The sequence below is a fragment of the Streptomyces sp. NPDC039424 genome (assembly GCF_055639495.1).
Genome location: NZ_JBVKAI010000018.1, coordinates 61,384 through 83,756, shown reverse-complemented (window position 1 = coordinate 83,756; position 22,373 = coordinate 61,384). Strand labels below are relative to the sequence as shown.

Here is a 22,373-nt window from a genome sequence, read left to right as displayed (position 1 = left end):
GAAAGGTGGGCGCGGGGCCCAAGTGATCGTGGAGTCTGTTGACTCGGGTGATGAGATCCACGACGTGGGGGAATGGTTGTACGAAGGTTGAACAATTTGTGAGGGGACTTCGAACCCCCGCGCGACCCCCGCCCGCGCGAACCCCCGCCCGCACGCCCCGCGCCCGCGCCCTCAGTCGAACCAGCGGTCCCGCGCCAGCTCCTCCGTGCGCGAGGGGTCCTCCAGCAGCGCCGCCACCTCGAAGCGGCGCGGCCACTGCCCCGCCGCCCACGCCAGCCCCGCCGCGACGCCCTCCAGGGTGGCGGCGTGCAGGGCGCCGTCGTCGGTCAGGCGCCAGTCGATCTCCACGCCGTCGACGACGAGTTCGTCGTGCTCGACGTAGGTGTCCGGGGTGCGCGGGCCGAGCAGCACCCGGACCGGCTCCGGTACGTCGTGCTCGGTGCCCTCGGAGTCCACCTCGCCGGTCACGGACTCGCTCAGCCGCCGCACCTGGAACAGCTCGGCCAGCTCGGCGGCCCGGGACGGCCGTACCGGCAGCAGCGGGACACCCGCGGTGAAGGGCAGCAGGTCGGGCGAGTCGACGACCACGGCATCGGCGGCGTCCACCACCGTGACCCGCCCGTCCACGACGGCCCGCAGCTCGTCCGGCAGGGTCACCTGGTCGGGGTCGAGGTCGGCCAGCGCGGTGTACAGGCCGTGCAGCTGGGCGGCGGTGACCGGGCGCTCCGGGTCGGCGAGGCGGTCCAGCAGTTCGGCGGCGCCGCCGGGTTCGTCCAGCAGGGCGGCGACGGACGTGCGGACCCCGAGGGCCTTGAGTACCTGCTCGTCCTCGAAGCCGGTGGCGTCGGCCTCGTCATACAGACCGCGCAGCAGCGGGTCGCCGCCGGCCGCCAGCAGCCCGGCCGGGCGGCGGCCGTCGAGCACCGGGTGCCCGCGCAGCCACCATGCGGTGTACGGCCGTACGACCTCGTGGGTGCCGTCGGGCAGCAGGATCCGCACGGGCTGGACGATCGCGTCGCGCAAGGGGGGCTGGGCGAGGAGGGCGAGCGCCCGGGGCCAGTGGGCGTCGTCGACGAGGTCGAGGTCGCGGACGGCGACCAGCTCGGTGGCGACCGGGGGCACGGGGGTGTCCGGGAAGCGGTCGAGGATGTCCTCGCACCACACGTCGACGGCGTCCAGCAGACCGGCGTCGTCCGGCTCGGCGAAGTCGCCTTCGCGCGGGTCGAGTTCGTCCGGGTCGAGGACGACGTCCGTGGCCCGGACGAGAGCGAAGTCGGCCAGCACGCCACAGGCGGCCAGCGGCTGCCCGCCCCACTTCTCCGCCAACTCCGCTTCCACGGCCGCAAGTTCACCCTCGCGGATGACCTGGGCGAAAGGGCTGCCGGGGAGGACGAGCTCACCGGCGGGGGCGAGTTCGCCGTCCTCGTCGGGGAGGGCGAGGGCGCCCAGCCACGGCTCGTCACCGGGTTCGAGCCCCGCGTCGCGGACCAGGGCGAGGACGGTGTCGGCCAGTTCCTCCGCGTCGAGGGCGTCCTCCTCCCAGGCCACGGCGCCCTCGTCGTCCAGGGAGGCGGCGACGGCGGCCCGCACCTGCGGGGTGGTCAGGACGGCACGCGGGGTCGCGGGCAGGGCGCCGAGCTTCTCCAGGAGCGGGTGCGCGGCGTCCGGGTGGGCGACCTTCAGCCCGAGCCGGGCGAGCACCTCCGGGTCCAGGGCCGCCGCGTCCGGGGTGGGCAGGAGGACCTGGCGGGGGCCGAGGGTCGTACGGCCGTCGGCCAGCGGCACCGGCAGCCCGGAGAGCCGGTCGGGGTCGACGCCGGCGAGGCTGTCGTACAGCCGCCACCACCAGTCGGGGGACTTCTCCAGCCCGGCCAGCCGGTCGATCGCGTCGGCGAGCGGGAGACGGGCGACGCCGAGCGTGCGCAGCTCCACGCGGCGTTCCAGGCCGGCGGGCAGCAGGGTGGGCAGGACTTCGGCGAGGACCCGGACGGTGTCGGCGCCGGCGCCTTCGACGATCTCGGCGTCGCGGGCGCGCAGGGCCTCCGGGAGCTCGACTGCGGCCCCGTGGTCCTCGCCGTCGGCGTGGTGCTTCGGGGGCGCGGCCGGGGGCAGGAAGGCGGTGCGCGGCAGGCGGTCGAGGATGGCCTGGCGCAGGGCGCCGTCGAGGGCGCCCTTGCCCAGGGGGCCGGGTACGAGGTCGATGATGCCCTCGGTCACCGGGCGCCAGTCGGCGAGGAGTCCGGCGTACGCGTCCGCCGCGCGCTGCACCAGGAAGTCGGTCAGCGGGCCGGGGGCCGCGTGCCGGCGGGTGGTGTCCAGCGGGAAGGAGGCGATGAGCAGGGCGGGGACGCCGAGGGGCTCGTCGCTGGGGGTGGGGGCGTGCACCACGGGGGTGGTGCGGGGGCGTGCCGGGGTGCCGTCGGGGTCGGGCACGGCCCAGGTGACCGACCAGTGCGGGCGCAGGCGCTCCTCGACCGGGCGGTCGACGAGGAGGTCCGGGGTGAGGGGGCCGTGCGCGGTGGTCGTGCGCCAGCGGGTCGTGCCGTCGCGGGAGTCGGTGACGACGGTGTGGGCGCCCTCGGTGCGGCGGCGCAGGGTGCGCGGGGCGTCGTCGCCCACCTCGACGACCACTTCCTCGAGGCCGGGGAGGGCGAGGAGGAGGGCGTCGTCGACGGCGTGCAGGAGGCGTTCGGCGAGGTCGGTGGCGGCCGTGTCGCGCAGCGGGAGGATGACGGCGGTGTCGTACGGGTCCGGGGCGGTGCCCTCGGCGGGGAACGGCAGGCGCAGCAGCGGGACGTGTCCGTCGCGGCGGCGGATCTCGTCCCCCAGGCCGGGGCTGTGGCGGGCGGTGTCGGCGGCGAGCTGGCGGGCCTCGGCCAGGGACCAGCGGACGCCGCCGTGCCGGCCGACGACCGCGGGCTCGTCGGTGACGGCGAGTACGGCGGCGAAGCCGACGCCGAAGCGGCCCACGGTGGCGTGGCCTTCGGGGGCCTCCTGGGCCTCGCGCTTGGCGGAGGCGCGGAGCGTGGAGAGCGACTCGACGCCGGCCGCGTCCAGGGGGGCGCCGGTGTTGGCGGCGACCAGGACGCCGTCGCGGAGGGTGAGGCGGAGGCGGCCGGGTACGTGGGCGCGGGCGGCGGCGTCGGCGGCGTTCTGGGCGAGCTCGACGACGAGGCGGTCCCGGTAGCCCCCGAGGACCAGGTCCTCCTCGGCGTTGGCGTCCTCACGGAAGCGGGCGGGGCTGGTGGCCCAGGCGTCGAGAACGCCCCGGCGGAGACGGACGGTGCCGAAGGGGTCGGCGCCCTCGGCGGCCGGGCGCACGTACTTGCTCACGTTCACTCTCCATCTTCGGGGCGTGATGATGAAGGTACCGTGCCGCCGCCGCTGGGCTCGGCCGGTGCTCGGCCGCTTACGAGTGCCCCAGTTCCGCCGTCTCCTCGTCCCCGACCGGCGGTACCGAGCCCGAATCCGGGGCCGGTCGCAGCGGGAAGGGGTCCACCCTCGTCTCGTCGATCACCGGTGGGGCCGGCTGGGGGGCCTTGGGCATGACCGCCGCCTCGGAGTGGCCGCCGCAGCCGTAGGCGAGGGAGACCACGCGGCCGTCGGCCGGCGAGAACTCGTTGGCGCAGACGCCGAAGGCCTGGCCGAGGGAGCCGCCGATGCGGACGAGGAAGCCGCAGCTGGCGCAGGAGGCGGGGGCCGCCTGGGCCATGGGGGTCTGGGGACCGAAGCCGTCCTCCCAGCGGTCGGCGGCGACGTGCAGGCCGTAGCGGGACAGGACGCGGGCGCGGCGCAGGCCGAGTTCCTCGGCGACCGCGGCGATGGTGCCGCGGGCGGGGGTCACCGGCTGCGCGGCCGGGGTGCCGGCCGTGACCTCCGCGTCCTCGGCCTCCGCCAGTGCCGCCATCTCCTCGGAGACCACGGAGTTCGGCGGGGGCTCCTCCTCGCCGGTGTAGCCGGGCTCCAGCCGCAGGTCCTCGGCGTCGGTGGGCAGCAGGTCGCCGGGGCCCATGTCGCCGGGGCGGAGGCGTTCGCTCCACGGGACCCACTCGGGGGCGAGCAGCGCGTCGGGGCCGGGGAGGAGGACCACCTCGTCCAGCGTGACGATCTTCGCGCGGGACGCGCGGGCCACGGTCGCGGCCCAGCGCCAGCCCCGGTACCCGAGTTCCTTGCACTCGAAGAAGTGCGTGACAACACGGTCACCCTCGGCCACCAGGCCCGCGTGCTCGCCGACCACGCCTGGCGCGGCGGCCTCCTCGGCTGCGGCTCGGGCGAGGTCGACGGCCTCGGCGCACAGGCGGTCGGGGGTGCGGCTTCGCGTTGTCGCTGCGCTCACGGGTATCGCTTCTCTCCTACGCCGTCTCACGGGTGCGCGGGCCTGAGGGCGATGGAGCGGACGGAGCGGACCTGTGGGCCGCATCGACGTCCGCGTCCGATCGCGCTCGGGCGCACCTCTGTCATCCATTCTGCGGGATGGCTGAGATACGCACGCTACCTGTTCGCGTGCGCTCGGCCTACACCGACGGTTGTAGTTCGGCGCTTCGCGCCGATGTTTCCCGGCCCGCCCGCGCGACTCGCTCGGTTGTAAACGGCACTATGAGGCGCCTTCTCGGGGCACTATGAACGACGTGGCAGCCACGAAGCCGCCCCACGGCGCCACCGAGACCGGTGGGCCCGGGGGGAGCAGTCGCAGTGGCGGTGCGGGTCCGGTGCGCGGGGCCGCCCGCGCGGTCGGTCGTGCCCTGCACTTCCCGGTGACCGGGCCGGCCAGGGGCATCCGCAGGGCCACGCACGCGCACGGCGCCGGCGAGTCCGGGCTCGGCAAGCTGATCGAGCTGCACGGGGTCAACGGCGCGGGCGATGTCATGATCACCGTCGCGCTCGCCTCCACCGTGTTCTTCTCCGTGCCCACGGACGAGGCCCGGGGGCGCGTGGCGCTCTACCTCGCCATCACCATGGCCCCGTTCACGGTCCTGGCACCGGTGATCGGCCCGCTCCTCGACAAGCTGCCGCACGGCCGGCGGGCCGCGATGGCCGGTGCCATGCTCGCGCGCGCCCTGCTCGCGCTGATCATCTCGGGGGCCGTGGCCGGCGGCAGCCTGGAGCTGTATCCGGCCGCGCTGGGGGTGCTGGTGGCCTCCAAGGCGTACGGGGTCGTCAGAAGCGCCGTGGTGCCCCGGCTGCTGCCGCCCAGGTTCTCGCTGGTGAAGGCGAACTCGCGGGTGACGCTGGGCGGGCTGCTGGCCACCGGGATCGCCGCGCCGATCGGGGCGGGGCTGCAGACGGTCGGCTCCGGCTGGCCGCTCTACGGCGCCTTCGTGATCTTCATGGCGGGAACGTTCCTGTCCTTCTCGCTGCCCGCGAAGGTCGACTCGGCCAAGGGCGAGGACATCGCGCTGCTCGCCGCCGACGAAAAGCATCTGCACGGCCCGCGCAAGGAGCAGCTGAGACGGCCGGGGCTGCGTACGGTCGGCCCGGCCGTCACCCACGCCCTGGGCGCCAACGCCGCCCTGCGCTGTCTGTCCGGCTTCCTGATCTTCTTCCTCGCGTTCCTGCTGCGCGAGCACCCGCTGACCGGCGAGAGCGCGGCGGTGTCGCTGGGGATAGTGGGTGTCTCGGCCGGTGCGGGCAACGCGCTCGGTACGGCGGTCGGGGCGTGGCTGCGGTCCCGGGCGCCGGAGATCATCATCGTGACCGTGGTCGCGGTGGTGCTGGGCACGGCGATCGTCGCGGCGGTGTTCTTCGGGGCGTTCCTGGTGGCGTGCCTGGCCGCGGTCGCCGGGTTCGCGCAGGCGCTGGCCAAGCTGTCGCTGGACGCGCTGATCCAGCGGGACGTGCCGGAGCTGGTGCGCACCTCGGCGTTCGCCCGCTCGGAGACGCTGCTGCAGATGGCCTGGGTGTTCGGCGGGGCGGTGGGCATCGTGATGCCGCTCAACGGCACCCTCGGCCTGGCGGTGGGCGCCGCCTTCGTGGCCGTGGGCTGGCTGGCCACGGTGCGCGGCCTGCTGGGCTCGGCCCGGCAGGGCGGCCGGGCGCGACCGCGTGTGGCGTAACGAACCGGGCACGCCGACCCCACGTGGGGAGCGGGCCGGACGTGCCAGATAGCCTTCGGTCATGACCACGCTGCCCCGCGGCGAAGCCGCTGATGTACGCCGCGCTGTTGTGCGACGCCGCCGCGCCGTCGCCGCCGCCGGCGCCGTTTCCGCCGGACTGCTCCTGCTGTCGGCCTGCGACAAGCCGACGCCGATGTCGACGATCACCGTCGGCACGAGCTCGGTCAGCTCCGAGGCCACCTGCTACAACGACGGCGACGCCCTGGACACGGCGGCGCTGACGAAGTGCCTCAAGGACACCGACATCAAGTCCATCAAGGTGGACCCGGACGAGACCGTGCGCTTCGGTGTCGACCCGGACGTGTCCAAGAACGGCTGGACGATCCTGATGAACGGTCAGCCGCTCACCGACTCCAGCAAGAAGACGTACCGCACCATCCCCGGCAGCGTGTTCTTCAACGCCCAGTACGGCGCCCAGGGCAACTCGACCCTGGTCTCCATCAAGGAGGGCGACAAGACCGTCAAGGGTCTGTGGTCCTTCAAGCTGAAGAAGGACTCCTGACCACGTCACCCGTACGTGACCTCCGCGTCCTGGTAGCCACCGCGGTGCCCGCCGAACGGGACGCGGTGGCCGGGGCGTTTCCCGGTGCCGATGTCATCGCCGCCGGTGTGGGCCCCGCCCTCGCCGCCGCGTCCACCGCCACCGCCCTCACCACCGCCGCCCTCGGAGGCGTTCCCTACGATCTGGTCGTCTCGGCCGGGATCGCCGGCGGCTTCCTGCCCGAGGCGCCCCCCGGCTCCCTCGTCGTCGCCGACGAGATCACCGCGGCCGATCTGGGCGCCGAGACGCCGGAGGGGTTCCTTCCGGTCACCGAGCTCGGCTTCGGGACCGTCACCCACCGTCCGCCTGAATCACTCGTACGAGAGGTGACCACGGCGACCGGCGCGCTCGCCGGGACCGTCCTCACCGTCTCCACCGTGACCGGGACCGCCGCCCGCGCCGCCGGGCTGCGCGCCCGCCACCCCCGGGCCCTCGCCGAGGCCATGGAGGGGTTCGGGGTCGCCGAGGCGTCGGCGGCGCACGGCACGCCCGTGCTGGAGATCCGCGCGGTCTCCAATCCCGTCGGCCCGCGCGACCGCGCCGCCTGGCGCATCGGCGACGCCCTCGCGGCCCTGGCCGAGGGGTTCGGGAAGCTCGCGCCCGCACTGGAGAGTTGGAGCAAGCATGAGCCCGCAGATTCCTGAAGCGCTGCAGATCGCCTACTCCCCCTGTCCCAACGACACCTTCGTCTTCGACGCCCTCGCCCACGGCCGCGTCCCGGGCGCGCCCGCCCTCGACGTCACCTTCGCGGACATCGACGTCACCAACGCCATGGCCGAGCGTGGCGAGTTCGATGTCCTGAAGGTGTCGTACGCGGTGCTGCCCTACGTCCTCGACGAGTACGCGCTGCTGCCCTGCGGAGGCGCTCTGGGCCGGGGCTGCGGGCCGCTGGTGCTCACCCGGGAGGACGGGGTCGACCTGACGGGCCGTACGGTCGCGGTGCCGAGCGAGAGGTCGACGGCGTACCTGCTGTTCCGGCTCTGGGCCGCCGACACGCTGCCCGGAGGCGTCGGCGAGATCGTGGTCATGCCGTTCCACGAGATCATGCCGGCCGTGCGGGACGGGAAGGTCGACGCGGGACTCGTGATCCACGAGGCGCGCTTCACGTACCGGAACTACGGGCTGCACAAGCTCGCGGACATGGGCGAGCACTGGGAGGACACCACGGGGCTGCCCATCCCGCTGGGCGCGATCATCGCCAAGCGGTCGCTGGGCGCGCGGACGCTGACCCTGCTGGCCGACTCGATCCGCACCTCCGTACGGGCCGCCTGGGACGACCCGGAGGCCTCCCGCCCCTACGTGATGGAACACGCCCAGGAGATGGACCCGGCCGTCGCCGACCAGCACATCGGTCTGTACGTCAACGAGTTCACCGCGGGACTCGGCGAGGACGGCTATGCGGCGGTGCGGGGCCTGCTCACGCGTGCGGCGGCCGAGGGGCTCGTTCCGCCCCTCGGCCCTGACTCGCTCGACTTTCCCTGACGGACGCGGTCACACGTCCAACTGGTCGGCGACCGCTCGCAGCAGGCCGGCGATCTTCTTGCCGGAGGTCTTCTCGGGGTAGCGGCCCTTCTCGAGCATCGGGGTGATGTTCTCGAGAAGGGTCGTCAGATCCTGCACGATGGAGGCCAGCTCGTCCGGCTTCTTGCGCTGCGCGGCCGCCACCGAGGGCGTCGGGTCCAGGATGACCACGGAGAGCGCCTGGTCACCGCGCTGCCCGGCGACCACGCCGAACTCCACGCGCTGTCCCGGCTTGAGTACGTCGACTCCGGCGGGCAGGACCGAGGAATGGACGAAGACGTCACCGCCGTCGTCGCGGGAGAGAAAGCCGAAGCCCTTCTCGCTGTTGAACCACTTGACCTTGCCGGTAGGCACGTCTGTCCTCGTCCTCGTACTCGTCGGAAAACTGCTTCGGAAAACAGCTCTGGAACGGCTCTTGATAGCACTCGGGCGGGTCGACCATGACCCGCCGGTACCAAGGCTAATGGTCTTCGGGCGGCTGACAAGACGTCGCCCAGTTGTTCCTTCGCGCTGGGAACTACCCTGGTCCGGTGCGTGACAAAACCCAAACGAATTCCGCCGCGCCCGGTGACGGACTGATCCGTGCCGGTGCCGTCGTGTTCTTCATCGGTGCCGTGGCCACTCTGGTCACCGTGGCACCGCTCTTCCTCGGCGCGAAGCCATTTCCGACCTACATGTTCGGACTGAGCATGCTGATGGGCGTCGGCTTCCTCGTCGCGGGCGCGGGCGTGCTGCGGTCGGTCGCGGCGGGGCGGCGGCGGGCGCGTCAGGCGGCCTCGCGGTAGCGGCCTCGCGTCAGGCGGCTTCGCGGTACGTGCTGAGCCACCGCGGGAGTTCGGTGAGGTCCGTGAGGACCACGTCCGCGCCCGCCTCGCGCAGTTCCTCCGCGCTGCACGGGCCGGTCGCCACGGCCACGGACAGGGCGCCGGCCGTGCGCGCCCCGCGTACGTCACCCACGTGGTCGCCGACGTAGACCGTCGCCCCGTGTGCGCGCAGCGCCTCCGCCTTCCGCTCGGCCCACAGGTCGCCGACGACCGCGTCCGGCTCGATACCGAGGTGGGTGAGGTGCAGCTTGGCGTTCGGCTCGTACTTGGCGGTGACGACCACGGCCCGCCCGCCCGCGTCCTGGACCGCCGTGATCGCCTCGTGGGCACCCGGCAGCGCGGGCGTCGCGGCGATGGCGATCGCGGGGTACATCTCCCGGTACAGGTCGCTCATCGGCGCCACCTGCTCGGCCGGGAACCAGTTGATCAACTCCTCCGCCAGCGGCGGACCCAGCCGGGTGACCGCCAGGTCGGCGTCGATGTACGTCCCCGTCCGCTCCGACAGCGCCCGGTAGCAGGCGCGGATGCCGGGGCGGGAGTCGATCAGGGTCATGTCGAGGTCGAAGCCGACGGTCAGCGGGCGCGAGGTCATGGGGGCCATTCTGCCCAGCGGGTACGGCACCCAGGCTCGCCGGGACTGTGAGCTCGGCAACCGTCACCGTCGCTGGGAGCGCCACGCCAGGTACAGCGCCGAGCCCACGGCCGCGCCGCGCACCACCCAGGGCCAGGTCTGGGTGAGGGCGTCGTTCATATGGCCCTGGACGATCGGGTCGCCCCAGCGGCCGTCGTTGCGGCCCCAGAGCCAGACCACCCCGGCCACGACCGCCAGGCCGGGCATGCCCATGACGGCCCACTTGGTCTCCGCCGGGGTGAGGCGGCGGGAGCCGTACGCGATGAGCCAGCCGAGGAGCAGCGCGAACCAGTTGCCGAGGACGGCCCCGGCGACGAGGGCGGCGGCGGCCAGCAGCAGCAGGGGGTTGGTCCAGCCGGCGGCGGGGCGGGGCAGCGGGAGCCTGCGGCGCCGGACGGGGGCGGCCGGGTCCGGGGCGGTGGCGTCGTCCCCGGCGGCCTCGACGACGGGCTCGGCCTCCTCGGCCGGGGCCTTCTCCCGCCGCGGCGGCTGCTTGAGCAGCTCCGGGATCTCCACCCCGCCGACGAACCCCGGCACGCTGTCGCCGCCCCCGAAGGGACCGCTGTCCACCCGCCACCAGTCGGGCTGCGCCGCGCTGTCGCCGAGTTCGTGCTCGCCCGCCAGATGGGGCGGGGACGGCGCGTGGGAGGGCGGGGCGGGGGCCGGCTCGGCCGGGCGCGGGCGCGGTACGACCCGGCGCAGCCCCTTCGGCCGGGCGGCGCCGTCGTCGTCCCGCTGTACGGGCACCGCGGCGGGCGGCGCCTCCGGTGCGCCGGTGCCGTTGCCCGCCGCCGCGACGACCTCGTCCGGGGTGCCGAGGCGGTCCAGGATGCGGCGGACCGCGGCGGGGCTGTCCACCGTGGTCCGCGCCCGGTGCCGGTCGATCTCGTTGCGCAGGTCCGCGACGAGGCGCATCCGCGCGGACGACGGCAACTGCCGTTGCTGGGCCACGTCACCTACGCGGCTCAGGTACTCGTAGACGACCTGGTCGCTCTCGATCCCCACGAAGTCCCTCCGGGGGGTTGGCCGTTGTTGTCCCCGTTGGTCACGGTACCGCGCTGGGGGGCTGCCGCCCCCCAGACCCCCCGCATCGGCCTGGACGGCCTCGTCCTCGAACGCCGGACGGGCTGGATGATGCTGACGTACCTGCGTAGCTGCGGGCAGTCGTGCCGCTTGGGGCGGCACGGGTGGGCGCAGCGGCACCCCGCAAGCGCCGGGCCGCGCGACCCCCGCCCCGGCAGCGACCCCGGGTACCTGCGAAACGCACGCCCACCTCCCCGTCGTACCCACCCGCTACCGTGGGGCAGATGAGCACCGAGGACCGGCCCCGCTCCCTCGCGGAAGCGCTCCGCGCACGCGACGACGCCTCCCTTGCCGCGCTCCTGCGCAGCCGCCCCGACCTCATCACGCCCGTTCCCACCGACCTCACGCAGCTGGCGACCCGCGCGGGGACCCGGGCCTCGGTCCTGCGGGCCCTGGAGCGGCTGGACCGGTTCGCGTTGCAGACGGCGGAGGCGCTGGCGGTGGCGGCGGAACCGGCGACGTACGACGAGGTGCTGGGGCTGATGGCGGGGGACGCCGGTGATCCGGTGATCGCCGCGGCGCTGCCCCGCGCGCTGGGGGCCCTTCGCGAGCAGGCGCTCGTGTGGGGCGGCGACGACCGGCCGCGTCTGGTGCGCACCGCTCGTGAGCTGCTGGCGCCATCCCCTCAGCACCCGTCGCCGACGGGGCTGGGCCCGGCCGTGCAGGAGGCTACGGCGGGGATGTCGCCGGGGCGGATCCAGGAGATCGTCAGCACCGCGGGGCTGCCCTCGACCCATGACTCCGTGTCCGCCGCGGCCGCGCTGGCCTCCCTGTTCACGGACCGGAAGCGGATGGCGGCGCTGCTCGGCCGGGCGCCCGAGGAGTCGCTGGAGGTGCTGTCGCGGCTCGTGTGGGGGCCGCCGTACGGGCAGGTCACCGCCGACCCGGCCGCGCACCTGCGCTGGCTGCTCGACCGCGGCCTGCTGCTGCCGACGGCGCCCGGCACGGTCGTACTGCCCCGGGAGGTGGCCCTGCATCTGCGTGGAGGCCGCGCCCACCGGGCGCCGGAGCCGGTGCCGCCGGGGGTCGAGCCCGCCGCGACGTACCGGCCCGAGGTGGTGGACGCCACGGCGGCCGGGCAGGCGTACACCGCGCTGGCCACCGTCGAGGAGCTGCTGAAGGAGTGGGACGAGGGCGGGCCCGCCGTGCTGCGGGCCGGCGGGCTGAGCGTGCGGGACCTGAAGCGGACGGCGGTCGCCCTGGACGTGGCCGAGCCGGTCGCCGCGTTCTGGGTCGAGCTGGCCTACGCGGCCGGGCTGCTGGCCTCCGACGGCGAGGCCGACGAGCGGTACGCGCCGACCCCGGCCTACGACGAGTGGCTGGAGCAGCCCGCCGCCGAGCGCTGGGCGCGGCTGGCCCAGACGTGGCTCACGGCGACCCGGACGTCGGGGCTGGTCGGCGGGCGGGACGCGAAGGACCGTACGTTGTCGGCGCTGGGGCCGGGGCTCGACCGTTCCGCCGCGCCCGAGGTACGGCACCGGGTGCTCGCCCTGCTGGCCGGGGTGCCGACGGGTGGCGCCCCGGCCGCCGAGGCCGTGCTGGAGCGGCTGCGCTGGGAACGCCCCTTGCGCGGGCCCCAGCGGGAGGACGATCTGCGCGCCCGGCTCGCCCGGTGGACCCTGTCGGAGGCCGAGCAGCTCGGGGTGACCGGGCGCGGGGCGCTGTCGGCGCACGGGCGGGCGCTGGTCGGTGCGCCGCCACCGCCCGGTCCGGCCGGAGGGCCTCCCGCCGGGCCCGGTGACAAGCTGCCCGTGCATCACCGCCATCACGAGCCCCCCGTCCGCGAGCCCCTGTCCCCCGCCGAGCAGGCCGTCGCCACGGCCGCCGCCGCCCGGCTGCTCGCCCCGCTGCTGCCGGAGCCGCTGGACCACGTGCTGCTCCAGGCCGATCTGACGGCGGTGGCGCCGGGCCCGCTGCGGCGCCCGCTCGCCGACACGCTGGGCGTCCTCGCGGACGTGGAGTCCAAGGGCGGCGCGACGGTCTACCGGTTCACGCCCGCCTCGGTGCGCCGTGCCCTGGACGCCGGCCGGGCCGCCTCCGACCTGCACGCCTTCCTCACCGCCCACTCCCGGACCCCGGTGCCGCAACCGCTCGCGTATCTCATCGACGACGTGGCCCGCAGACACGGCCATCTGCGAGTGGGCGCCGCCTCGGCGTATGTGCGCTGCGACGACGACGCGCTGCTCAGCGAGATCCTCGCCGACAAGCGGGCGGCGGCGCTGCGGCTGCGCCGGCTGGCACCGACGGTGCTGGCGGCCCAGGCCGACCCGGCGACCCTCCTCGACGGCCTGCGCGGGATGGGGTACGCCCCGGCCGCCGAGTCCGCCGAGGGGGATGTGCTGATCACCCGCGCCCACGCCCACCGCACCCCGCCCCGCACCGCCCCCGAACCGGTCCCGGACGGTCCGCCGACGCCCGACGCCACGCTCCTGTCGGCCGCGGTCCGGGCGATCCGCGCGGGCGACCTCGCCGCCACCGCCCCGCGCAAGCCCGCCGCCGGGACCCCGGTCTCAGACGGTGACCTGCCCCGCACCAGCTCCGCCGAAACCCTCGCCACCATGCAGGCCGCCGTCCTGACCGGCGAGGCCCTGTGGATCGGCTACGTCAACGCCGAGGGCGCCGCCAGCCAGCGCGTCATCGCCCCGATCCGCGTCGAGGGCGGCTTCGTGACGGCCTACGACCACACGGCGGACGAGGTCCGGACGTATCCGCTGCACCGGGTGACGGGGGTGGCGGAGCTGGCGGACGACCAGACGTGATCGCCCGCCCGTGATCGTCCGCGGGTAGGGCACACTGGACGTTTGGCCGTATGGAATGGCCGTGTGGAAAGGGTGTGCCGCGCGTGAATGGTCCGCTGATCGTCCAGTCCGACAAGACCCTGCTCCTGGAAGTCGACCACGAGCGGGCTGATGACTGCCGTCGGGCCATCGCGCCGTTCGCGGAGCTGGAGCGGGCGCCGGAGCACATCCACACCTACCGGCTGACGCCGCTCGGCCTGTGGAACGCGCGGGCGGCCGGGCACGACGCCGAGCAGGTCGTGGACGCGCTCGTGCAGTACAGCCGCTACCCCGTGCCGCACGCGCTGCTCGTCGACATCGCCGAGACGATGGACCGGTACGGACGGCTGACCCTCACCAAGCACCCCGCCCACGGACTCGTCCTCACCACCACCGACCGGCCGGTGCTGGAGGAGGTGCTGAAGTCCAAGCGGATCGCCCCGCTCGTCGGCGCCCGGATCGACCCGGACAGCGTCGCCGTGCACCCCTCCGAGCGCGGGCAGATCAAGCAGACGCTGCTGAAGCTGGGCTGGCCGGCCGAGGACCTCGCGGGGTACGTGGACGGCGAGGCGCACCCGATCGAGCTGGCCGAGGACGGGTGGGCGCTTCGGCCCTACCAGAGGCAGGCCGTGGAGAACTTCTGGCACGGCGGCAGCGGTGTGGTCGTCCTGCCCTGTGGCGCGGGGAAGACGCTGGTCGGGGCCGGGGCGATGTCCGAGGCCAAGTCGACGACGCTGATCCTGGTCACCAACACCGTCTCCGCCCGGCAGTGGAAGCACGAGCTGGTGAAGCGGACCTCGCTGACCGAGGACGAGATCGGCGAGTACAGCGGTACGCGCAAGGAGATCCGGCCGGTCACCATCGCGACCTACCAGGTGCTGACCACCAGGCGGAAGGGTGTCTACCCCCACCTGGAGCTGTTCGACTCCCGGGACTGGGGGCTCATCGTCTACGACGAGGTGCACCTGCTGCCCGCGCCGGTCTTCAAGTTCACCGCCGACCTCCAGGCACGGCGGCGGCTGGGGCTGACGGCGACGCTGGTGCGTGAGGACGGCCGGGAGTCGGACGTCTTCTCACTGATCGGGCCCAAGCGGTTCGACGCGCCGTGGAAGGAGATCGAGGCGCAGGGCTACATCGCGCCCGCCGACTGCGTCGAGGTCCGGGTCAATCTGACGGACTCCGAGCGGCTGGCGTACGCCACCGCCGAGACGGAGGAGAAGTACCGCTTCTGCGCCACCACCGCGACCAAGCGGAAGGTGACGGAGGCGATCGTGCGGCGGTTCGCCGGGCAGCAGATCCTCGTCATCGGGCAGTACATCGACCAGCTCGACGAGCTGGGCGAGCACCTGAACGCCCCGGTGATCAAGGGGGAGACGTCGAACGCCCAGCGCGAGAAGCTGTTCGACGCCTTCCGGCAGGGCGAGATCAGCGTCCTGGTGGTGTCGAAGGTGGCGAACTTCTCCATCGACCTGCCCGAGGCGACCGTCGCCGTCCAGGTGTCGGGGACGTTCGGGTCCCGGCAGGAGGAGGCACAGCGGCTGGGCCGGGTGCTGCGCCCCAAGGCCGACGGCCACCAGGCCCACTTCTACTCCGTGGTCGCCCGGGACACCATCGACCAGGACTTCGCCGCCCACCGCCAGCGGTTCCTGGCGGAACAGGGATACGCGTACCGGATCGTGGACGCGGACGAGATCCTGGCGGAGGGCTGAGAACCCGCCCCGCCAGCGCCAGCCCCGCCAGCCCCAGCATCGGATAGGGCGCCGCCAACGGCTGCTGCCACCACGGCAGTTCCAGGTCCAGGTCCCCCTGGTGGGGCAGCAGCCACATGGTGCGGGCGGTGAAGACGGCGGCCACCAATGCAGCCGTGCGGACGCGGTCCTCCGCGAGGAGTACGGCGAGCAGCGGGACGCACCAGACCCAGTGGTGGGACCAGCTGATCGGTGAGACGAGCAGCGCGGTGAAGGCGGTGAGCAGGATGCCGTGCCGGTCCTCGGTGGCCCGCGCGGCCAGCCACAGGCCGGTGACCGCGACCGCGGCGGCCGGGAGCGCCCAGGCGAGGCCTGGGGCCGGGTCGTGGAGGGTGCGGGCGACCAGGCCCTGGAGGGACTGGTTGTCGACGATCCAGGGTTTGCCGACGCGAGCGGTGTCGTAGAGGCGGCGGGTCCAGAAGTCGGTGCTGGCGGCGGGCAGGGCGAGGGCGGTCAGGGCGACGGTGGCGGCGAAGGCGGCCGCCGCCGTCGCCGCCTCCCGTCTGCGCCCCGTGAGCAGCAGGTACAGCGCGAACACGGCGGGGGTGAGCTTGATCCCGGCCGCGATGCCCACGGCGGCGCCCCGGGCCCGGGCGCGGGGTGGGCGGGTGAGGTCCCACAGGATCAGACAGGCGATGACGAGGTTGATCTGGCCGAACAGAAGCGTCTGGAAGACCGGTTCGAGCCAGAGGGCGAGGGCGGTGGCCGCGCAGCGGGCGGGCAGGGGCGGGGTGCGGCCCGCCAGACGGGCGGAGAGGGCGACGAGGCAGGCGAGCAGGAGCGCGTTGCCCGCGAGGAAGAGGGGTTTCAGGGCCGGGACGGGGATCCAGGTCGTGGGGACGAACAGGACCGCCGCGAAGGGCGGATACGTCGCCGGCAGCTGCCACTCGGTGACCGTGAAGCCGTACAGATCGCCGCCGTGGGCGACGGCCTCGCCCTCGGCCCGGTAGACCAGCGCGTCGGCCATCGGCACGTGCCGCAGGACGCAGAGGGCGGCGAAGGCGGTGAGGGAAACCGCCAGGAGGAACAGGGGGGTTGCTGCATGTGCCCTTGCCGTCACCTTCCGCTTTGCCACGGAGGCGACGATATGCGGTTACTTACGGAGTATGCCTGCTTCCTCGCCGTACTCGCCGAGGACGACGACGCCGAACGCGGCGCCCGCGAACACCTTGATGGCGCGCAGGGCGTCGCCCAGGCGATGGTGGTGGCTGCCGGTCACGGCCGTGGCGCCGGCCGGACGGGCGGGGGCTGGAGTGATGGTTGCTGCGCTCATGTCTCCATGGTGGAACGCGGGGCAGGAGGATGCATCGGTCCCGAGAGGCAATTCCGGGCGCCCCTGCGTCCACCCACGGACGGACCCCCTCCCCCTACACCGGAAGGGCGCGACCCCTAGGGGACGGAAAATCGGTTGGCCCCCGCGCACCCGGCATCACTAAAATCTCCGCTCTTGCCCGCCTCCCTCCCCGGAGCGCCGCCGCCCGGCCGGAAACCGGACGGCACCATCACCGCGTCCACCGCCGCGCCCGCCCTGTAGGCCCTCCGGAGGCACCCCCGTGTCCACGCCCACCGACGATCCCCTCGCCCGGGAACGCTCCCACCTCGCCGAGTCCCGCGCCGCCCTGCGCGCCATGCGGGAGGACGTCGAGTCGCTCGACATCCGCGACGTCACCGCGAACTGGGTCAACGCCGAGGTGCTCGCCCGCCAGATCGACGAGCGCATCAAGGCGCTGGCCGACCTCAGCCACACCCCGCTGTTCTTCGGCCGCCTCGACTACCTGCACGCTCCCGGCGCCGAGCAGGCCGAGGGCGCGGAGGGCGAGCGCTTCTACATCGGGCGGCGGCATGTGCACGACGCCGACGGCGACCCGATGGTCATCGACTGGCGCGCGCCGGTCTCGCAGCCGTTCTACCGGGCCTCCAAGAAAGACCCGATGGACATCGCGCTGCGCCGCCGCTTCGGATACACCGGCGGCGCGCTCACGGCGTACGAGGACGAGCACCTCTCCGACCCGGCCGAGGCGTCCACCACCAGCAAGCTGCTCCAGCAGGAGATCGAGCGCCCGCGCGTCGGCCCGATGCGGGACATCGTCGCCACCATCCAGCCCGAGCAGGACGAGATCGTGCGCAGCGGGCTGGGCGGGACCGTGTGCGTGCAGGGAGGGCCCGGCACCGGGAAGACCGCCGTGGGCCTGCACCGGGTCGCGTACCTCCTCTACGCCCACCGCGAGCGGCTCGCCCGCACCGGCACCCTGGTGATCGGGCCGAACAAGTCCTTCCTGCACTACATCGAGCAAGTGCTGCCCGCGCTGGGCGAGCTGACCGTCCGCCAGGCCACCGTCGACGACCTCGTCGGCCATGTGGAGGTGCGCGGCGCCGACGACGCGGCGGCGGCGATCGTCAAGGGCGACGCGCGGATGGCGGAGGTGCTCAGACGGGCCCTCTACTCGCACGTCACCATGCCCACGGAGCCCGTCGTCGTGGTGCGCGGCTCACGGCGCTGGCGCGTACCGGCGTACGAACTGGAGGACGTCGTGCGGGAGTTGCTGGAGCGGGACATCCGCTACGGCGCCGCCCGCGAGGCCCTGCCGCAGCGCATCGCGCACGCGGTGCTGGTGCAGATGGAGCGCTCGGGCGAGGCCCCGGACGACCGGGTGCAGGACGCCGTGGCCCGCAATACGGCGGTGAAGGCGGCGGTGAAGGAGGTCTGGCCGGCCGTCGACCCGGCGAAGCTCGTGCTGCGCCTGCTGACCGACGCCGACTTCCTCGCCGTACACGCCGAGGGGATCCTCGACGAGGAGGAGCAGAAGACGGTCCTGTGGGCGAAGCCGGTGCGCAGCGTGAAATCGGCCAGGTGGTCGGCGGCGGACGCGGTGCTGATCGACGAGGCGACGGACCTGGTGCAGCGCACGCACTCGCTCGGGCACGTCGTCCTCGACGAGGCGCAGGACCTCTCCCCCATGCAGTACCGGGCCGTCGGCCGCCGCTGCACCACCGGCTCCGCCACCGTCCTCGGCGACCTGGCGCAGGGCACCACCCCCTGGGCCACCCGGAGCTGGGACGAGGCGCTGGCCCATCTCGGGAAGACGGACGGGGTGGTGGAGGAGCTGACCGCCGGTTTCCGTGTCCCGACGGACGTCATCACCTACGCCTCCCGGCTGCTGCCGCACATCGCACCCGGCCTCGCCCCGGTCGCCTCGGTCCGTGAGAACCCGGGCTCCTTCGAGATCCGCACGGTCTCCGCCGCCGCCGAGGTGGTCGCCGCCTGCGAGGAGTCGCTGCGGAGCGAGGGTTCCACCGGCCTGATCGCCGCCGACGCCCGCGTCCCCGCCCTCGCCGAGGCGCTGACGGCGGCCGGGATCACCTACCTCTCCCCCGGTGAGGAGACCACTCAGGAGACCCGGCTGACCCTGGTCCCGGCCTCGCTCGCCAAGGGCCTGGAGTACGACTACGTGGTCCTCGACGAGCCCCAGGCCGTGGTCGACGGCGAACCGGACGAGCGAACCGGCCTGCGACGCCTGTACGTGACCCTGACCCGAGCGGTCTCGGGCCTGATCATCACCCACACGGCCCCCCTGCCACCGCAGCTGGTCTAAGCCCCGTCACCAGGTGTGTCCAGTGCCCGCCGCCACTGCGCCACCGCCGTCGCCGACACCGGGCCCGTCCAGCCTGCCGGGCGGGCCGCGCCGCCGATGTGGAAGCCGTCGATGCCGGCGGCGCGCAGGGGCGGGACGTGGTCGAGGCGGAGGCCGCCGCCGACGAGGAGGCGCTGTTCGTAGCCGGGCTCGCCGCGCCGGCGGGCCTCGGCGAGCAGCGTGGGCAGGCCGTCGTCGACGCCGGAGGCCGAGCCGGCGGTGAGGTAGCAGTCCAGGCCGGGCAGGTCGGCCAGTTGCTTGCGCAGGGCGTCGCGGTCGGCGGCCCGGTCGATCGCCCGGTGGAAGGTCCACCGGCAGCCCTCCAGCTCGGCGACGATCCGCTCGACCGCGCCCAGGTCCACCCCGCCGTCGGTGTCGAGGAAGCCGAGCACGAACTGGTCGGCGCCGGCGTCCCGCATCTCCCGGGCGGCCCCGGCCAGCCGCTCGACGTCCCCGGCCGCGAATCCGGCCGCGAGCCGCAGCATCACGCGCAGATCGAGGTCGACGGCGGCGCGGATCCCGGCGAAGGTCTCGACCGGCGGGGTGAGCCCGTCGGCCGCGATGTCGGTGACCAGTTCGAGGCGGTCCGCGCCTCCGGCCTGGGCGGCGACCGCGTCCTCGGGGCCGAGGGCGATCACCTCCAGGACTGCACGCGTGCTCATAGGACCCCTTCCGTCGGTGTTTCCCTGCAGCGACTACAGGTCTAGTCCAATCTCAGGGTACGTCGGGAGGGCACGGGTCCGCGAGATCGCCCCGGCAGGGCTGTCACCGCCGGGTCGTAGGATCCCCCGTGTGATTACGGGTGAGCTGAAGAGCAAGGTGGACCGCGTCTGGGACGCGTTCTGGTCCGGTGGGATCTCGAACCCGCTGGAAGTGATGGAGCAGATCACGTACCTGCTCTTCATCCGCCGCCTCGACGAGCTGCAGACGGTCAAGGACAGGATGGCCCGGCGCGGCATCGAGGACACCGACCCGTTCTTCGGCCCCGACCAGCAGGACCTGCGCTGGCAGAACCTCAAGGACGACGAGCCGGCGCGGATGTACCAGACGGTCGCCGAGCAGGTGTTCCCCTATCTGCGCAGGCTGGGGGGCGAGAACTCCACCTACTCGCACCATATGAAGGACGCCCGCTTCACGATCCCGACGCCCAACCTGCTGTCCAAGGTCGTCCTCCTCCTGGAGGGCATCCCCATGCAGGACAAGGACACCAACGGCGACCTGTACGAGTACATGCTCGGCAAGATCGCCACAGCGGGTCAGAACGGCCAGTTCCGCACGCCTCGGCACATCATCGAGCTGATGGTCGAGATGACCGAGCCGAACCCCCGGGACGAGATCTGCGACCCGGCCTGCGGTACGGCCGGCTTCCTGGTGAACGCGTCGGAGTACGTGCAGCGTGTACACAAGGACGACCTGTTCGAGGCGGACCACCAGCACCACTTCAACAACAGCATGTTCCACGGGTTCGACTTCGACTCGACCATGCTCCGCATCGGCTCGATGAACATGCTGATGCACGACGTCGCGAGCCCGGACATCCGCTACCGCGACTCGCTCTCGCAGAGCGCGGGCGAAGAGACCGACCGGTATTCGCTGATCCTCGCGAACCCGCCCTTCGCCGGCAGCCTCGACTACGAGACGACGTCCTCGGACCTGCTGAAGATCGTCAAGACCAGGAAGACGGAACTCCTCTTCCTGGCCCTCTTCCTCAAGCTCCTCAAGCCCGGCGGCCGGGCCGCGGTGATCGTCCCCGACGGTGTGCTGTTCGGTTCCACGAAGGCGCACAGGGAACTTCGCCGCATGCTGGTGGAGGACCAGAAGCTCGACGCGGTGGTGAAGCTTCCGTCCGGCGTCTTCAAGCCGTACGCCGGCGTCTCCACCGCCGTACTCTTCTTCACGAAGACGGACTCCGGCGGCACCGACGACGTCTGGTTCTACGACGTCCAGGCGGACGGTTTCAGCCTGGACGACAAGCGGACCCCGCTGCTCGCGGAAGACCGGCTGGGCGCCCGCGCCACCGCCCTCACGGCCGCGGAGCACGCGAAGAACAACCTCCCGGACGTCCTGACCCGCTGGAAGCGCCGCACCACCGACGAACGCACCCGCACCCGCAGGGACCAGAGCTTCTGCGTCCCCAAGGCCGACATCGCCGCCCAGGGGTACGACCTCTCCCTCAACCGCTACAAGGAGATCGTCCAGGAAGACGTCCAGACCCGGCCGCCCCTGGAGATCCTGACCGACCTGGTGTTCCTGAACGAGGAGATCGAGGCGGGCACGGCAAAGCTGAAGGAGATGCTGACGTGACCACCCCGGTCAGGCTGGACGAGGTGTGCGACATCACGATGGGGCAGGCCCCTCCCGGCGACGCCTACAACCATGACGGCGCCGGATGGCCGTTGATCGCCGGAGCGGGCGACTTCTCGGGACATCAGCCGGCACCGAAGAAGTGGACGACGAAGGCCAGCAAGATTTCCCGCGCCGGGGACATCATCCTGGGGATCCGCGCCTCCATCGGGGAGAAGGTGCTGGCAGACACGGAATACTGCCTGGGGCGCGGAGTAGCCGGCCTGAGGCCGCACGAGAATCTCGACCCCCGCTTTCTGTGGCACTGGCTGACCCAGGTCAAGGGCGAGCTCGCGGCCAAGGGGCGAGGTGCCACGTTCTTGCAGGTGAACCGGAACGACATCGGTGAGCTGGTCGTGGACCTCCCCTCCCTCCAGGAGCAGAAGCGCATCGCCGCCGCCCTGGACCAGGTGGACCTCCTGCGCGCCAAGCGCCGCCGCGCCCTCGCTCTCCTCGAAGACCTCACCCAGTCCGTCTTCCTCGACATGTTCGGGGATCCGGCCGCACCGAACCCGGGCTTTCCGTTGGTCCCGCTGGCGGACGCCGTGTCCAAACCCCTGCAGAACGGCGCCTACTTCCCCAGCGAGGCGTACACCGAGAACGGCGTCGCCATGGTGCACATGAGCGACGCCTTCTACGGCACGGTAAAAGCCGAAGGGCTGAAACGAGTGGCGTGTTCGGAGAAGGACATCGCCAAATACTCGTTGACCGACCGCGACCTCCTGGTGGCCCGGCGCTCACTCAATTACGAGGGATCGGTGAAGCCCTGCCGCATCACCGAACTCGCCGAGCCGCTCATCTTCGAGTCCTCGCTCATTCGCGTCACTCCCGACCCGGAACTCCTCACCGCAAGGTACCTCTACACCTATCTGTCCAATGAGCGGGTCCGCGCCGCCTACGTCTTCCCCCGGGTCACGGGAGCGACCATCACCGGCATCAGCCAGCAGAACCTGGCCAAGGTTCCGGTACTCGTGCCGCCGCTCCCCGCGCAGCGGGACTTCGAGCAGCGTCTGGAACAGATCGACCGGGTCAGGGACACCCACCGAGCCCACCTAGCCGTCCTCGGCGAACTCTTCACCTCGCTCCAACTGCGTGCCTTCTCCGGCACCCTCTGGGATCATGAAGCCGCCGCATAGGGCATGACCAGGGGAAGGGGCTCG

17 protein-coding genes and 1 pseudogene are annotated in these 22,373 nt (G+C 73.1%); 10 read left to right on the top strand and 8 right to left on the bottom strand.

The window, feature by feature from the left end:
- Positions 1–171: 171 nt before the first annotated feature.
- Positions 172–3,333 (bottom strand): sacsin N-terminal ATP-binding-like domain-containing protein, encoded by a 3,162-nt coding sequence (locus ACZ7L0_RS33655; protein ID WP_471246323.1) that lies wholly within the window; start codon positions 3,331–3,333, stop codon positions 172–174.
- A 76-nt stretch (positions 3,334–3,409) separates the two neighbouring features.
- Entirely contained in the window at positions 3,410–4,336 is a 927-nt protein-coding gene (locus ACZ7L0_RS33650; protein ID WP_471246322.1) for a DUF3027 domain-containing protein, read from the bottom strand.
- 292 nt (positions 4,337–4,628) lie between these two features.
- On the opposite strand from ACZ7L0_RS33650, the gene ACZ7L0_RS33645 reads away from it, so the two are divergent.
- The 4 genes from ACZ7L0_RS33645 to ACZ7L0_RS33630 all read left to right on the top strand — a co-directional run bounded on the left by ACZ7L0_RS33645 (position 4,629) and on the right by ACZ7L0_RS33630 (position 8,136).
- Positions 4,629–6,053: an MFS transporter gene (locus ACZ7L0_RS33645; protein ID WP_471246321.1), complete on the top strand. Its 1,425-nt coding sequence runs from the start codon at positions 4,629–4,631 to the stop codon at positions 6,051–6,053.
- 61 nt (positions 6,054–6,114) lie between these two features.
- Entirely contained in the window at positions 6,115–6,615 is a 501-nt protein-coding gene (locus tag ACZ7L0_RS33640; protein WP_471246320.1) for a DUF2771 domain-containing protein, read from the top strand.
- The gene (locus ACZ7L0_RS33635) at positions 6,585–7,298 is read left to right on the top strand and encodes a futalosine hydrolase (RefSeq protein ID WP_471246319.1); all 714 of its coding nucleotides are present in this window, start codon (positions 6,585–6,587) and stop codon (positions 7,296–7,298) included. Before ACZ7L0_RS33640 ends, ACZ7L0_RS33635 begins: the two co-directional genes overlap by 31 nt.
- Positions 7,279–8,136: a 1,4-dihydroxy-6-naphthoate synthase gene (locus ACZ7L0_RS33630; RefSeq protein ID WP_471246318.1), complete on the top strand. Its 858-nt coding sequence runs from the start codon at positions 7,279–7,281 to the stop codon at positions 8,134–8,136. The genes ACZ7L0_RS33635 and ACZ7L0_RS33630 overlap by 20 nt, the downstream gene beginning before the upstream one ends.
- Positions 8,137–8,145: 9 nt before the next feature.
- Here the strand turns inward: ACZ7L0_RS33630 and ACZ7L0_RS33625 are convergent, their stop codons facing one another.
- Positions 8,146–8,529, bottom strand: coding sequence for a cold-shock protein (locus tag ACZ7L0_RS33625; RefSeq protein WP_471246317.1), 384 nt, complete (start codon positions 8,527–8,529; stop codon positions 8,146–8,148).
- A gap of 176 nt (positions 8,530–8,705) precedes the next feature.
- On the opposite strand from ACZ7L0_RS33625, the gene ACZ7L0_RS33620 reads away from it, so the two are divergent.
- Positions 8,706–8,960, top strand: coding sequence for a hypothetical protein (locus tag ACZ7L0_RS33620; protein WP_471246316.1), 255 nt, complete (start codon positions 8,706–8,708; stop codon positions 8,958–8,960).
- A 10-nt stretch (positions 8,961–8,970) separates the two neighbouring features.
- Here ACZ7L0_RS33620 and ACZ7L0_RS33615 read toward each other — a convergent pair whose 3' ends face one another.
- Both ACZ7L0_RS33615 and ACZ7L0_RS33610 read right to left on the bottom strand, forming a co-directional pair.
- Entirely contained in the window at positions 8,971–9,591 is a 621-nt protein-coding gene (locus tag ACZ7L0_RS33615; protein ID WP_471246315.1) for an HAD family hydrolase, read from the bottom strand.
- Positions 9,592–9,654: 63 nt separating this feature from the next.
- Positions 9,655–10,635 (bottom strand): hypothetical protein, encoded by a 981-nt coding sequence (locus tag ACZ7L0_RS33610; protein WP_471246314.1) that lies wholly within the window; start codon positions 10,633–10,635, stop codon positions 9,655–9,657.
- 302 nt (positions 10,636–10,937) lie between these two features.
- On the opposite strand from ACZ7L0_RS33610, the gene ACZ7L0_RS33605 reads away from it, so the two are divergent.
- Positions 10,938–13,472 (top strand): helicase-associated domain-containing protein, encoded by a 2,535-nt coding sequence (locus ACZ7L0_RS33605; RefSeq protein WP_471246313.1) that lies wholly within the window; start codon positions 10,938–10,940, stop codon positions 13,470–13,472.
- A gap of 83 nt (positions 13,473–13,555) precedes the next feature.
- Positions 13,556–15,199 carry a DNA repair helicase XPB gene (locus ACZ7L0_RS33600; protein WP_471246312.1) on the top strand — a complete coding sequence of 548 codons (1,644 nt, stop codon included), beginning with the start codon at positions 13,556–13,558 and terminating at the stop codon, positions 15,197–15,199.
- Between the two features lie 10 nt (positions 15,200–15,209).
- Here ACZ7L0_RS33600 and ACZ7L0_RS33595 read toward each other — a convergent pair.
- Positions 15,210–16,313, bottom strand: a pseudogene (locus ACZ7L0_RS33595) (glycosyltransferase 87 family protein); the annotation flags it as partial.
- 18 nt (positions 16,314–16,331) lie between these two features.
- Positions 16,332–16,511 carry a hypothetical protein gene (locus ACZ7L0_RS33590; RefSeq protein ID WP_471246311.1) on the bottom strand — a complete coding sequence of 60 codons (180 nt, stop codon included), beginning with the start codon at positions 16,509–16,511 and terminating at the stop codon, positions 16,332–16,334.
- A gap of 280 nt (positions 16,512–16,791) precedes the next feature.
- Between ACZ7L0_RS33590 and ACZ7L0_RS33585 the strand changes: the two genes are divergently transcribed.
- A complete protein-coding gene (locus ACZ7L0_RS33585) occupies positions 16,792–18,831 on the top strand; it encodes a HelD family protein (RefSeq protein WP_471246310.1) in 2,040 nt (679 codons plus the stop codon).
- On the opposite strand, the gene ACZ7L0_RS33580 is transcribed toward ACZ7L0_RS33585, so the two are convergent.
- Positions 18,828–19,532: a copper homeostasis protein CutC gene (locus tag ACZ7L0_RS33580; protein WP_471246309.1), complete on the bottom strand. Its 705-nt coding sequence runs from the start codon at positions 19,530–19,532 to the stop codon at positions 18,828–18,830. The genes ACZ7L0_RS33585 and ACZ7L0_RS33580 overlap by 4 nt on opposite strands.
- 130 nt (positions 19,533–19,662) lie before the next feature.
- On the opposite strand from ACZ7L0_RS33580, the gene ACZ7L0_RS33575 reads away from it, so the two are divergent.
- Both ACZ7L0_RS33575 and ACZ7L0_RS33570 read left to right on the top strand, forming a co-directional pair.
- Positions 19,663–21,174, top strand: coding sequence for a type I restriction-modification system subunit M (locus ACZ7L0_RS33575; RefSeq protein WP_471246308.1), 1,512 nt, complete (start codon positions 19,663–19,665; stop codon positions 21,172–21,174).
- Positions 21,171–22,349, top strand: coding sequence for a restriction endonuclease subunit S (locus ACZ7L0_RS33570; RefSeq protein ID WP_471246307.1), 1,179 nt, complete (start codon positions 21,171–21,173; stop codon positions 22,347–22,349). Before ACZ7L0_RS33575 ends, ACZ7L0_RS33570 begins: the two co-directional genes overlap by 4 nt.
- Positions 22,350–22,373 lie beyond the last annotated feature (24 nt).

Excerpts from the sequence above, each read along its gene's own strand:
- ACZ7L0_RS33640 (WP_471246320.1), top strand. The coding sequence starts at position 6,115 with ATGACCACGCTGCCCCGCGGCGAAGCCGCTGATGTACGCCGCGCTGTT.
- ACZ7L0_RS33630 (WP_471246318.1), top strand. The coding sequence starts at position 7,279 with ATGAGCCCGCAGATTCCTGAAGCGCTGCAGATCGCCTACTCCCCCTGT.
- ACZ7L0_RS33615 (WP_471246315.1), bottom strand. The coding sequence starts at position 9,591 with ATGACCTCGCGCCCGCTGACCGTCGGCTTCGACCTCGACATGACCCTG.
- ACZ7L0_RS33605 (WP_471246313.1), top strand. The coding sequence starts at position 10,938 with ATGAGCACCGAGGACCGGCCCCGCTCCCTCGCGGAAGCGCTCCGCGCA.
- ACZ7L0_RS33590 (WP_471246311.1), bottom strand. The coding sequence starts at position 16,511 with ATGAGCGCAGCAACCATCACTCCAGCCCCCGCCCGTCCGGCCGGCGCC.
- ACZ7L0_RS33580 (WP_471246309.1), bottom strand. The coding sequence starts at position 19,532 with ATGAGCACGCGTGCAGTCCTGGAGGTGATCGCCCTCGGCCCCGAGGAC.